The 12,625-nt window shown below is 70.2% G+C and carries 11 protein-coding genes; 7 read left to right on the top strand and 4 right to left on the bottom strand.

Annotated elements, in window-relative coordinates:
* Positions 1–29: 29 nt before the first annotated feature.
* Positions 30–1,397, bottom strand: coding sequence for a sensor histidine kinase (locus ABD979_RS14610; protein ID WP_345508215.1), 1,368 nt, complete (start codon positions 1,395–1,397; stop codon positions 30–32).
* Positions 1,390–2,073: a response regulator gene (locus ABD979_RS14605; protein WP_345508214.1), complete on the bottom strand. Its 684-nt coding sequence runs from the start codon at positions 2,071–2,073 to the stop codon at positions 1,390–1,392. Before ABD979_RS14605 ends, ABD979_RS14610 begins: the two co-directional genes overlap by 8 nt.
* A gap of 1,220 nt (positions 2,074–3,293) precedes the next feature.
* On the opposite strand from ABD979_RS14605, the gene ABD979_RS14600 reads away from it, so the two are divergent.
* Complete coding sequence (locus ABD979_RS14600) at positions 3,294–4,280, top strand: Abi family protein (protein ID WP_345508213.1); 987 nt, start codon at positions 3,294–3,296, stop codon at positions 4,278–4,280.
* Positions 4,281–4,359: 79 nt separating this feature from the next.
* Here ABD979_RS14600 and ABD979_RS14595 read toward each other — a convergent pair whose 3' ends face one another.
* Complete coding sequence (locus tag ABD979_RS14595) at positions 4,360–5,163, bottom strand: helix-turn-helix transcriptional regulator (RefSeq protein WP_345508348.1); 804 nt, start codon at positions 5,161–5,163, stop codon at positions 4,360–4,362.
* 321 nt (positions 5,164–5,484) lie between these two features.
* Between ABD979_RS14595 and ABD979_RS14590 the strand changes: the two genes are divergently transcribed.
* The 5 genes from ABD979_RS14590 (at position 5,485) to ABD979_RS14570 (ending at position 10,354) form a co-directional block, all read left to right on the top strand.
* A complete protein-coding gene (locus tag ABD979_RS14590; RefSeq protein ID WP_345508212.1) occupies positions 5,485–6,828 on the top strand; it encodes an MFS transporter in 1,344 nt (447 codons plus the stop codon).
* Positions 6,825–7,598 (top strand): flavodoxin, encoded by a 774-nt coding sequence (locus ABD979_RS14585; protein ID WP_345508211.1) that lies wholly within the window; start codon positions 6,825–6,827, stop codon positions 7,596–7,598. Before ABD979_RS14590 ends, ABD979_RS14585 begins: the two co-directional genes overlap by 4 nt.
* Positions 7,599–7,699: 101 nt before the next feature.
* A complete protein-coding gene (locus tag ABD979_RS14580; protein WP_345508347.1) occupies positions 7,700–8,578 on the top strand; it encodes an aldo/keto reductase in 879 nt (292 codons plus the stop codon).
* A gap of 3 nt (positions 8,579–8,581) precedes the next feature.
* Positions 8,582–9,325 (top strand): SDR family oxidoreductase, encoded by a 744-nt coding sequence (locus ABD979_RS14575; RefSeq protein ID WP_345508210.1) that lies wholly within the window; start codon positions 8,582–8,584, stop codon positions 9,323–9,325.
* A gap of 39 nt (positions 9,326–9,364) precedes the next feature.
* Positions 9,365–10,354, top strand: a complete 990-nt coding sequence (locus ABD979_RS14570) for an aldo/keto reductase (protein ID WP_345508209.1) — start codon at positions 9,365–9,367, stop codon at positions 10,352–10,354.
* A gap of 184 nt (positions 10,355–10,538) precedes the next feature.
* Here the strand turns inward: ABD979_RS14570 and ABD979_RS14565 are convergent, their stop codons facing one another.
* On the bottom strand, positions 10,539–11,441 hold the full coding sequence (locus ABD979_RS14565) for an SDR family NAD(P)-dependent oxidoreductase (RefSeq protein WP_345508208.1): 903 nt from the start codon (positions 11,439–11,441) through the stop codon (positions 10,539–10,541).
* A gap of 152 nt (positions 11,442–11,593) precedes the next feature.
* On the opposite strand from ABD979_RS14565, the gene ABD979_RS14560 reads away from it, so the two are divergent.
* Positions 11,594–12,514 (top strand): helix-turn-helix transcriptional regulator, encoded by a 921-nt coding sequence (locus tag ABD979_RS14560; RefSeq protein WP_345508207.1) that lies wholly within the window; start codon positions 11,594–11,596, stop codon positions 12,512–12,514.
* The last annotated feature ends 111 nt before the right edge of the window (positions 12,515–12,625 follow it).

Here is a 12,625-nt window from a genome sequence, read left to right as displayed (position 1 = left end):
GGGGTGCTCCCGACCCCCCAGGTGGGGGGTCAGGGGCTCGGGACCTCCCACGACCACGCGAACTCCCTGGGGAAACGCACCGTCAGGCAGGCGCCCCCGGTCTCGAGCGCCCGCAGCGAGACGATGCCACCGATGTCGCCGGCGTCGTCCTGGAGCATGCGGAGGCCGAGGTGACCGCCGTCGATCGCTCCGTCGGCCGCTTCGTCGGTCGGTCCGACGCCGTCGTCGGTCACGGTGACGACGACGTCGCCCTCCTGCAGCCGGGCCTCGACGACCACGCGCTGCGCGCTGGCGTGCTTGACGACGTTTCGCACTCCTTCGCGCACGGCCCGGTAGACGAGCTGAACGGCGTCGGGCGAGAGCGTCTCGACCTCGTCGGCGATGTGCACCTCGACGGTCAGCCCGCCGCCCCGCATGGGCGCCATGAGCTGCTCGACGGCGGAGGTGAGCCCGTCGCTCGCGAGGTCGTCGGGATAGAGCTCGGTGAGGACACCCCGCAGCGACGTCACGTCGTCGCGCAGGCCGACGTGGACCGACTCGAGCAGGTCGCGCGCGGCAACGGCGCCGGCGGGCAGCTCCCGCGCGACCGCGGGCAGCGCGTAGCCGAGGCTCGTGAGGTCCTGGATGAGTCCGTCGTGCAGTTCGCGCGAGATCCGCCGGCGTTCCCGGTCCGAGGCCGCGAGGGCGTGGCGCAGCATCGCGGCGCGGTCGGCCTGCGCGCGGTCGATGCGTCGGGCGAGGGAGAACGCGAGGGGGAGCACGGCGAGCATGAAGACGACGAGCACCCCGACGATGAGCGGCACGACGCGGGTGGAGATGACGAGCTCGTCGCGCAGGATGCGGTCGGTGCTCCAGTACGACTCGACGAGCAGGGGCCGGCCGTCGGCGTCCTTCGCCCCGGCGTAGACCTCGACGAGCTCGTCGAAGCCCTGCTCGCGGCTGTTCTCCGGCTTGTCGAGGTCGGAGACGGCCGAGTTGACCCCCTCGGTGCCGAGCAGGGCCGCGTCCTGCTCCTCGAGGGTGAAGGTCTCCCCGTTCACCACGGGGTCGTCCGACCAGATGACCTTGCCCTCCGGCGACCAGATCTTGATCCGGACGATCGAGCCGTCACGCATGCGGTTGCGCATCACGGTGTCGAGCAGCTTCGTCTGCTCGGCGTCGCCCTGGCGCACGGCGGCGTTGACGAGGGGCGCGGCCACGTTGCGCGCGAACGACGCGCCGCGCGTGCCGGCGTCGCGGGCGGCGATCTCCGCCGCCACCGCCCGCACGGCGAGCACACCGCCGACGGTGCAGATGACGAACGCGGCAAGGCTCCACCAGACGAACCTCCGCACGGCCTGGCTGCGGACCGAGCGCACCGGCACCCCGATCGGCTCGGCCTCGCCGGTCCTACCCACCCGTCGCGGCCCGGACCAGTCCGAGCCTCGTGGCGGTGACGACCGCCTCCAGCTGCGTGTGCGCGTCGAGCTTGGCCATGAGGTTCTTGAGGTAGCCGCGGCAGGTCAGCACCGTGATCCCGAGCTGCGCCGAGATCCGGTGGACGTCGAGGCCCTCGGCGAGCAGGGCCAGGACCTCCCCCTCGCGGGCGGTGAGGCGCACCGTGGCGCCCGCAGCCGGTCCGGCCGCGGCGAGCAGCCGGCGCAGCACCCGCGGGTGCACGACGAGGCCCTCGGACGACGAGCCCCGGATGGCCGCGAGCAGCTCGGTCAGCGTGCCGTCCTTCGCCAGCACCGCGACGGCGCCGGCGTCCGCGGCCCGGCGCAGGAGGGGCTGGTCGACGATCCCCGTGAGGATGACGACGCGGACCCCGGGCGCGGCCCGCATCAGGTCGGCGGCGACCTCGACCCCGTCGCCGTCGCCGAGCTGGACGTCCATCACGACGACGTCGGCCGCGAGGCGGTGCGCCATCGCGCGGGCCTCCCGGGCGCTGTGCACCGCACCGATGCACTCGATGCCGGATTCCGAAGCGAGGGCGAACGACATGGCGTCCGCCACCGTGCGGTGGTCGTCCACGACGAGCACCCGAATCGACTCCGCCTGCGTTGCCGTCTGCCCCGACACACCTGCGCTCATGCCCTGTACCCCCCAGTGCCATCCCCCCGGCTGCCCCTTCAGTATGGGCACCCCCACCGGGCGCGTCTCCTGATTTGGTCCATCCCGGTGCCGGGTCTGCGGTGGTAGGTCCGGACCATCCCGAAGATCCCCCGGATCGGACCGCGGATTCCGTCGTGCGACGGCCCGCCGACGCCCTTCCGCGGCGGCCTCGCGAGCGACGGTCGGCAAAATTCTCGGGAAAAAATCCCCGAAACCGCACACAACTGTGGCAATCGCTGATTAATGTCGCATCTGTAACAACCCCCATGGCTGGAACGCACCCCCCCATCCGCACCAGCCCCGAAGGAGCCCCCTGCATCGCAGGCGGGCTCCTTCGTCGTTCCCGCCCGCGCCGTCGACCCGGGCCCGGTCCCCCGGGGACGGCGAAGGCCCCGTTCCCTGGGGAGGGAACGGGGCCTCGGGCCGAGCCGCTTGTCGGAATCGAACCGACGACCTATTCATTACGAGTTCGTCCTTGGCGATGCTTTGGGCCGCGTTCACGCTGTAGCTGCCTGCCATGTGGTGCCGGCTGGCATTGCTGTTGAGGGCGGTCAGGGGCACGTCGGGGGCACGAGCGGGGCAGATGCCGGCCCTGCGCGTCTGCGCATCGACCATCACCTGGCCGCTCGAGAAGGTGCCGCGCAGAAGGCGCTTGACCGACCCAGCCGGGCGGGCCGTAGTCGCCAGGTGGCTGTCGAGGTGGGCAGTGGTCCTCCGTGGGACGGAGCCCGAGCGGCGACGGCTGGGGCATCCCTCGTCCAGGCGCCTGAGTCTCCGCGGATCGACGAGGCCACGAGTGCGAGTGTCTACAGCAGGCCGGGCTCCGCCGTGAGTTCGTGAGAAGCGTGGGGGCGGCGGGGTGCGCGAGGACGGCGCGCCAGCGCCGCCCGCAGCGCGGGGCCCCTGCCGCGGGTCCCCGCGCTTTTCTGCGCCGGAGGCGCAGCTTGAGCCAGTACAGAAACTCTTCACCAAGCCGACCTCTGACCTTCGGTTCTGTGTTTCCCGATCGCGGGTCTCGGAAGTGACAGAGGCTTGCTGGGAGCGAATCGGAGGGGTTTCGGCGCCGAGGACAATTCGTATTGGCGTCGGGCACCCGCGCCAACCCAGCGTGATAGTGTGCGGAGCACTACATCCCCCACGCCTCTCCACGATGCGCACTTGGGGGATTTTTTCTGCCCCTGGGCCAGAAGGGAGAGCCGATGCCTCAGGAGATGCGTCCACGCGGCTCGCTCAGCTACGACAAGCCGTCGCTGAGCCTCGACGAGCTCGTGGACCGCCTGATTGACCGAGGGCTCGAGGTGCCCGACCGCGACCGCGCCCGGCGGTACCTGCGGCACATCGGCTACTACCGGCTGTCCCCCTACACGATCCCCTTCCAACAGGGTGGCCCCGATCACGCGCTGCGCGTGGGGACGTCCTTCGACGACCTTCTCGATCTCTACGTCTTCGACCGGGCTCTGCGCCTGATCGTCATGGATGCAATCGAGCGCGTCGAGGTCGCCGTGCGCGCGGCGCTGACGGACCACATGTCGACGACGTACGCCGACCCTCACTGGTACGTGACCCCCTCCCACTTCCGTGACCGCAATAGGCACACACGGCTCGTGAAGATCGTCAGGGACACCTGCGAGGATCGGCTACGAGGTACTCCAGATGCCGGGGAGGACTCGCTGGTTCACCGATCGGCCCTTGAGCACTACCTGACGACGTACGGCTCCCCCGAACTGCCGCCTTCCTGGCTCATGGGCGAGATGCTGACCATCGGTCAGCTCACCAACATGTACCGGAACCTCATGCAGCGCGCCGACAGGACTGCGGTCGCGAACAGCATCGGACTTACCACGACCGTGCTCGAGTCCTGGATGCAGACCTATGTCCGAGTGCGCAACATATGCGCCCACCACGGCAGGCTGTGGAACGTCGGGCTTGGCGTGTACCCGGCAATCCCGACCTCGCCGACGGTCCCTTGGCTCGAAGGCGACGACGCGCTGCCAGAGCGGTCTAGGAAGCGGCTATACCCGGTTCTCGTTTCGCTGCAGTCCGTTCTCTATGCGGTCTCACCCCGCAGCGGCTGGGCCCAGCGACTCAATGGGCTGCTGAGCACGCGTCCTGCGATGAACTTGCGAGGGATGGGCATCCCCGAGGGCTGGGCTGACGACCCCTTCTGGAGTCGACGGCTCCCTTGACGTGCATGGGGGTGGCCTGTTGCGTGAGGACCCCGGTTGGGAAACCCAACGCCCTGCCCGCGGCATGAGCGTGCGTTGCTCAGCGCGTTTTCTCGTGTGCGTCGCGCAATGCTGGTTCGTTGGTGGCCCAGCTGGCGAGGAACTGAAGGGCTTGGGCTGAGGGTGTGCCCGGTTCGACGATGTAGGTGATGATGGTGAGTCCGGTGTCGCCGGGGAGCTCCAGGGCCTCCCCGGTCAGTTCGAGGTCTCCGACGATCTGGTGGTGCATCTGTTTCGTGGAGGTGCGGTGGAGCCGGACGGCGTGGCCGGCCCACCAGGTGCGGAACTGCTCGCTGCGCGTGGAGAGTTCACCGATCAGGTCGGTCAGGCCGCGATCGTAGGGGTTGCGTCCGGCCTCGAGGCGCAGGGAGGCGACGACGTCCTTCGCGACGGCGGCCCAGTCCGTGTAGAACTCACGGGACCGGTCGTCGAGGAATAGGTAGCGCGCGAGGTTGGGACGGCTGGTGTCGGTGGTGTAGAGGTCTGACAGCAGTGCCCGGCCGAGCTGGTTGACGCCGAGCAGGTCGAGGCGGTTGTTGCGGACGTATGCCGGGGCGCTGATGGTGTCGAGGATGCGCTGCACTCCAGGTCGCAGCTGCTGCTTGCTGGTGGCGCGTCTGCGCCGGTTGCCGGTGTTGGCTGCCCGGGCCAGGTCGAACAGGTGGACCCGTTCCGACTCGTCGAGCTTGAGGGCGCCTGCCACGGCTTCCAGGACCGACTCGGACACACCGGAGAGGTTCCCGCGCTCGAGGCGGGTGTAGTAGTCCGTGCTGACGTCGGCGAGCATGGCGACTTCCTCGCGCCGCAGCCCTTTGACCCGCCGGTTGCTCCCGTAGAGCGTCAGGCCCGCCTGGTCGGGGGTGAGCCGTGCCCGGCGTCAGGTCAGGAAGTCGCGCACCTCGGCCCTGTTGTCCATGCCTCGACCGTACGGCGCGGGGCGGGGCCCAGGGAGGGTCTGGCGTTACCTGTAAAGGCTGTCACTGCCAACCCGTGGCCGAGCGAGGTCTTCTTGAGGTGCTGGCCGCCACGAGGGTGCAACACCCTCGGCGGCGCTCCTGGAACGTCCCGTCCACTCGTCGAAGGCATCCCCGTGCTCGAATCCACCACTTCCACCGCTCCGACGCCTCAGCGCGCTGGGACTCCTCGAACCGCTCCCCAAGAGGCGATGACTCGTCGCCTGACGCCGCTGCTGGTCGCGATGCTCGGCTTCTTCGTCGTCGCCCTGGACGCGCAGATCGTCAATGTGGCGCTGCCCGACATCGGCTCGAGCCTCGGCGGCGGCCTATCGGGTCTGCAGTGGGTCGTCACCGGCTACACGCTGTCGTTCTCGTCGTTGCTGCTGTTCGCGGGCACGTTCTCGGACCGTGTCGGTGCCCGCCGGGCGTACGCGCTCGGGATGGCGATCTTCGTCCTGGCGTCCGCGCTGTGCGGCTTCGCCCCGACGTTGGGTGTCCTCGTCGCGGCCCGGGTCGCCCAGGGTGTTGGGGCAGCGCTGATCACCCCGACCTCGTTGGCCTTGATCCGGGAGGCCTACACGCAGGCCCGGACCCGGGCGAAGGCGGTGGCCTACTGGGCTCTGGGCGGCTCGGTCGCGGCGGCGGCCGGCCCGGTCCTGGGCGGAGTCCTCACCGGCCTGAGCTGGCGCGCCATCTTCTGGGTCAACCTGCCGGTCGGGGCGGCGGCGTTGGTCCTGCTCAGGCGGGTGAAGGTGTCCCCGCGGCGGCCGCATCCCTTCGATGTCACGGGCCAGCTGCTGGCCCTGGTCGCGCTCGTCGCCGTGACCTACGGGGTCATCGAGGGCGGCGGGTGCGGGTACGGCGCCGCCGATGTCGTCGTGGCGCTCGTCCTGGCGGTGCTGGCCGGCGGGGGCTTCCTGGTATCCCAGCGGCGCGGCCGGCACCCCATGGTTCCGCTCGAGCTGTTCCGGGACCGGCCGGTGGCCATCGCGCTCGCGGCGGCATTCCTGACCATGGCCGCCTTCTACGGGGTGGTCTTCATGCAGAGCCTCTACTTCCAGCAGGCCCGGGGGGCCTCGCCGATACAGACCGGGCTGCTGTTCCTGCCGATGACGGCGCTGGTCGCGATCCTGAACCCCGGCGCGGCGCGGCTCGCCGCGCGGTTCGGGTCACGGCTGCCGATCGTGACCGGGCAGGTCCTGATGGTGTTCGGTCTGTTCGCCTTGGCGCTGGCCCCGGCCAGCCTGCCCCTGTGGGGTGTCGCGCTGGTCATGGTCCCGGTCGGGGTCGGCGGCTCCCTCACCGTGCCGCCGCTGACCTCGCTGCTGCTCGAGGTCGTCCCGGGCACGCGGGCCGGGACCGCGAGCGGGGTGCTCAACACCGCCCGCCAGGTCGGGGGCTCGATGGGTGTAGCCGTGAGCGGCGCCGTCATCGCCCACACGGCGGGCTTCATGGGCGGGCTGCGCACCAGCCTGGTCGCCCTGGCCGTCCTCGTCGCGGCCACCGCAGCGCTGAGCGTGCTGCTCCCGCGAGACCGGAAGGACCCCTCATGAGCACCGACCACCATCGCGACCCTCGTGTCGACCATGGCGCCGTGCTGCCCGGGACGAGCCGGCGCACCGTGCTGCGTGGCGCCGTCGTCGGCGGCGCCCTGGCCCTGACCGGGACCCAGGCTGCATGCTCGACCGGCGGCTCGACCGCAGGTGTACCGCGGGCGTCCAGCAACGCGGCGACGGGGACCGCGAGCGAGAGCGCCGCCGAGTCCTCCGCGCCCGGGGACCGCCCGAGACCCCGGGTGCTCGTCGCGTACTTCTCCCGCCCGGGCGAGAACTACTACTACGGCGGCCGCCGGGACCTCCCGGTGGGAAACACCGAGGTCCTCGCCCGGATGATCGCCCAACGCCTGCGCTGCGACATCCACCGCATCGAGGCGCTCGACCCGTACTCCCGCGGCTACGACGACACGGTCGCCCGCAACGTCCGCGAACAGGACGCTGACGCCCGGCCCGGCATCGGCAACCGGCTGCCGTCCATCCGGGACTACGACGTCGTCCTGCTCGGCAGCTCGATCTGGAACGTACGGCCACCGATGATCATGCACACGTTCGCCGAGAGCCTCGGCTTCACCGGCACGACCGTCCACCCGTTCACCACCCACGCCATGAGCGGCCTCGGCACCACCGAACGCGAGTACGCGGCTGCTTGCCGCGGCGCCACCGTCGGTGAGGGCCTCGCCGTCAAGGGCGAAGAGGTCGCCAACGCCGACCAGGCCGTCAGTGCGTGGCTCACCCGCATCAACCTTCAGACAGGAACCCCGTCATGACCGACACCCGCGAGACCATCAGCCAGCCCAACCGCGCGCCCGGCGAGGGGGGTAACACCAGCCCCTCCCAGCGGCCCGGCCCCGCGCCTACGGTCGAGGACATGACGACATTGCAGCTGAACAACCACGTCGAGATGCCCGCCCTCGGTCTCGGGGTGTTCCAGACCCCGCCGGAGGAGACCCGCGCCGCCGTGGAGGCCGCGCTGGCAACCGGCTACCGGCACATCGACACCGCCGCCGCCTACGGCAACGAGCGCGAGGTCGGCGACGCCGTCCGCAGCTCCGGCGTCGCCCGCGAGGAGGTCTTCCTGGAGACGAAGATCTGGATCAGCGACTACGGGTACGAGCAGACCCTGCACGGGTTCGACAAGAGCGCCGGCAAGCTCGGCGTCGAGCAGATCGACTTGCTCATCCTGCACCAGGCCCTCCCGTCCGACTTCGACAAGACCCTCGAGGCGTACCGGGCGCTGGAGACCCTGCTCGCGGACGGGAAGGTCCGGGCCATCGGCGTCAGCAACTTCATGGTCGAGCACCTCACCGCGCTGCTCGAGAAGGCGACGGTCGTGCCCGCGGTCAACCAGATCGAGCTCCACCCCTATTTCCAGCAGCGCGAGGTCCAGGCGTTCGGCGCGCAGCACGGCATCCTCACCCAGGCCTGGTCACCGATCGGTGGCATCACGTTCTACCGCGACGGCAGCCACGGCAGCACCCTGCAGGACCCCGTCATCGGCGGCATCGCGGAGGCACACGGCAAGACCCCGGCCCAGGTGATGCTGCGCTGGCACCTGCAGCAGGGACGCTCGGCGATCCCCAAGTCCACCAAGGCGCACCGCATCGCGGAGAACTTCGACGTCTTCGACTTCGACCTCACCGCCGAGGAGCTCGCCGCGATCGATGCCCTAGACACCGGGCAGCGCGGCGGGCCCGAGCCGGCCGCCATCACGCTCGAGAGCTTCGGCCGCGACATCCCGGAGGCCTGACCCATGACTCAGGCCAACCCTGCACGCGTTGCCGTCATCACGGGTGCCTCCTCCGGCATCGGCGCCGCCACCGCCCGCGCGCTCAGCACCGACGGCTACCGCGTAGCGCTCCTGGCTCGCCGTCTGGATCGCATCACGGCCCTGGCCGACGAGCTCGGCGACGGGGCCATCGCCGTCCAAGCTGACGTCACCGACCGCGACAGCCTGCTCGCCGCCGCCGACCGCGTAAACAGCGAACTCGGTCCAGCCGACGTCCTGGTCAACAACGCCGGCGTCATGCTGCTCGGCCCCTTCGCCGCCGACCAGCGCGAGGACTACCGGCACATGATCGAGGTCAACCTGCTCGGCGCGATCACCGCCACCGAGGTCTTCCTCGACCAGCTCAAGACCGCCGGCTCCAGCCCCACCGGCGCCGACATCGTCAACATCTCCTCCGTCGCCGGTCGCACCGCCCGGGCCGGCAACGGCGTCTACGCCGCCACCAAGTGGGGCATGAACGGCTGGTCGGAGTCGCTGCGCCAGGAGCTGCTGCCCGACGTGCGCGTCACCCTCATCGAGCCCGGCGTGGTCGCCACCGAGCTCCCGACCCACATCACCCACGAGGAGACTCGAGAGGGCGTCGGCAAGCTCTACGACCAGGCCGAGGTCACGGCCGAGGACATCGCCGAGGTCATCGCCTTCACCCTCAGCCGACCACGACGCCTGGCCATCAACGAGATCCTGCTGCGCCCCGCCGGCCAGCTCTGAGAACCACAGCCTTTCCACCCGAGAACAGGGAGAACAGCAATGCAGACACGCACTCTCGGCAACGACCGACTCGAGGTCTCGGCCCTCGGCCTCGGCTGCATGGGCATGAGCCAGTCGTTCGGGCCGCGACCCCCACGGGAGGAGATGATCACCTTCGTGCGCGCCGCGGTCGAGCGCGGCGTCACCTTCTTCGACACCGCCGAGGTCTACGGCCCCTTTCACAACGAGGAGCTCGTCGGCGAGGCCCTCGAGCCGGTCCGCGACCAGGTCGTTCTCGCCACCAAGTTCGGCTTCGCCTTCGACGAGAACGGCGCCCAGACCGGCGTCACCAGCCGCCCCGAGAACATCCGCGCCGCCGTCGACGGGTCACTGCGACGGTTGCGGACCGACGCCATCGACCTGCTCTACCAGCACCGCGTCGACCCGGACGTCCCGATCGAGGAAGTGGCCGGCACCGTCAAGGAGCTCATCGACGCCGGCAAGGTGCGCCACTTCGGCATGTCTGAGGCCGGTGTCGAGACCATCCGCCGGGCCCACGCGGTGCAGCCGGTCACGGCCCTGCAGAGCGAGTACTCGCTCTTCTGGCGCGAGCCGGAGGAGGCAATCCTCCCCGCTCTCGAGGAACTGGGCATCGGGTTCGTGCCGTTCAGCCCGCTCGGACGGGGGTTCCTGACCGGGCAGGTCACCGCAGCCACCCAGTTCGGTGAAGGCGACATCCGCGCCTCGCTCCCACGATTCGAACGGGAGGCCCTCGAGGCCAACCTCGCCCTCGTCGAGCTCATCAAGGCGGTGGCCGAGCGCAAGGGCGCCACGGTGGGGCAGGTGGCCCTCGCCTGGCTGCTCGCGCAGCAGCCGTGGATCGCCCCGATCCCGGGAACCCGGCGGCTCGAGCGCCTCGACGAGAACCTCGCGGCGGCGGACCTCGAGCTCTCCCCGAAGGACCTGGCAGAGCTCGACGGTGCATCAGCGAGCGTGCAGGTCCAAGGTGCGCGTTACCCCGAGGCCATGCAGAAGATGATCGACCGCTGACGGTGCCTTCAGCCTTCGCCACGTCGTCCCCGAGACGGCGCGGTGAGGCCGCCGCCCAACGCTCGGGAAGTCAACGCCCAGACGTCACTACAGACGCGCGGTCATCGCCACGATCGCTCGAAGGGGGGCATGAGCGGATGTCGCGGACTGACCTCGCCGGCTGTTCCGGGGAGTAGAGGCTTGGTCAGGCGTCGCCGTGAGAGAGGCTGGAGGACAGCTCTCGATGAGCGTCGGCCTGGGCCAAGAGGGTGCGGGCCTTGGTCTCGAAGAGCTCGACGGCGTCGGCGCCGGCGGCGAACCGCGCCGGTGGCTGCTCGAGTGCGGCCAGCTGCACGAGGGCGGCGGCGAGCTTCGCGGGGTCCCCGCCCTGCTTGCCGTCCATGCCGCGCCACGCCTCGATGGTCACGGCGGTCCGGTCGGCGTAGTCCGTGATGGACGGCGGCGCGTACTGCGTGGACTGCGGGGTGAGCAGCTCGGTGCGGAAGAAGCCGGGCTCGACCAGCATGGTGCGGATCCCGAACGGAGCGATCTCGGAGGCCAGTCCCTCCATGAAGCCCTCGACCCCGAACTTGGAGGCGGCGTACGCCGTCAGGAAGTCGCCCGTGGACGCGATGCCGGCGGTCGAGGAGATCGTCACCACCAGGCCGGAGCGCTGGGCCCGCAACTGGGGAAGGGCCGCTCGGGTGACGTTGACCGGCCCGAAGAGGGTGGTCTCGATCTGGGACCGGAACGCCTCGGGGCTCATCTCTTCGAAGAACCCGGCCTGGAAGCTGCCGGCATTGTTGACCAGGACGTCCAGGTGACCGAACCGCTCGAGGGTTGCGGCGACCGCCGCCTGGGCAGCGCCCTGGTCGGTGACGTCGAGTGGCACGGCCAGCAGGTCGTCGTGCTGCCCTAGGGCGCGGGTGATGCTCTCGACGCTTCGGGCGGTGGCGGCCACCGCATGGCCAGCGGCCAAGGCCGCCTTGGCGATGTCGACGCCCAAGCCGCGACCGGCTCCGGTCACCAGCCAGACCTTCTTCTCGCTCGGCTGGGCGGCGGCGGTGTCGGCGGGGATGGTCTCGGCGGTGCGCATCTCTTCGGTCATTGCTGTTCTTCGTCCTTCTGGATGGATTGAGGGGGAGCCTGATGTGCCCCATCAACCAGAGAACCAGCGCACAAGAACGTGCGGCAGTCCCTGTCATGGGGGCCACTGACAGGGACCCCCAACCCGCCCTGGGCACTCTTAAAGTGGACAGGGTGACCGCAGCAGAGCCGCGCCCCCGAGACGCCGTCAGGGCTGAGATCCGGGAGTTCCTCAGCACCCGACGAGCCAGAATCACGCCAGAACAGGCCGGTCTGCCGACCTACGGCAACGACCGCCGTCGGGTGCCCGGGCTGCGACGGGAGGAGGCCGCCCTTCTTGTCGGTGTCTCTCCCCAGTACTACATCCGGCTCGAACGAGGCGACGCCACCGGCGTCTCGGAAAGCGTCATCGACGGGATCGCCCACGCGCTGCGCCTCGACGACGCCGAACGCGCGCACCTGCTGGATCTCCTTCGCACCGCCGGCGCGCCAGCCCGCGCCAGGACACGGCGTACGCCTTCGCCCACTCGCGTTCGCCCCACCATCCACCGCCTGCTGGAGGCGATGCCGACTGTGCCAGCCGTCGTCATGAACGGACGCCTTGACGTGCTCGCGGCCAACCACCTCGGCCGCCTTCTGTTCTCGCCCTGGTACGACACCGACCAGCCCGTGAACAACGCCCGCCTCGTCTTCCTCGACCCGCGGGCAACCTCCCTGTTCCGCGACTGGGAGGCCGTGGCGAACGACACCGTCGCGCTCCTGCGGGCCGAAGCCGGGCGCAACCCCTACGACCGAGCCCTCTCCGACCTGGTCGGTGAGCTATCCACGCGCAGCGAGGACTTCCGGGTCCGCTGGGCCGCCCACGACGTCCGCATCCACAACACGGGCCTCAAGAAGCTGCGCCACGCCGTCGTCGGCGACCTCGACCTGCCCTTCGAGTCACTGCCACTGGAACCCAGCACCAGCACAAACCTGGTCACCTACCTCCCCGAACCCGGCACGCCAACCCACGACGCGCTCGCCCTGCTCGCCAGCTGGGCCACCAGCGAGACGGCCGCCGCTCATCGCGCACCTGCAGACGAACAGGGACGCTGAGGCAACACCGTCCAGTCGACAGCCACCTTCGAGATGGCGGCGGCAAGCCCAGCGTCACCAACACCACAGGCCGCGGGCCGATCAGACACCGCCATTCAGCGCGACCGGTCA

This window comes from Terrabacter aeriphilus (genome assembly GCF_039542985.1).
Lineage (GTDB): Bacteria > Actinomycetota > Actinomycetes > Actinomycetales > Dermatophilaceae > Terrabacter > Terrabacter aeriphilus.
The sequence above is the reverse complement of the archived record's forward strand: the minus strand, read 5'-3'. Positions and strand labels throughout refer to the sequence as shown.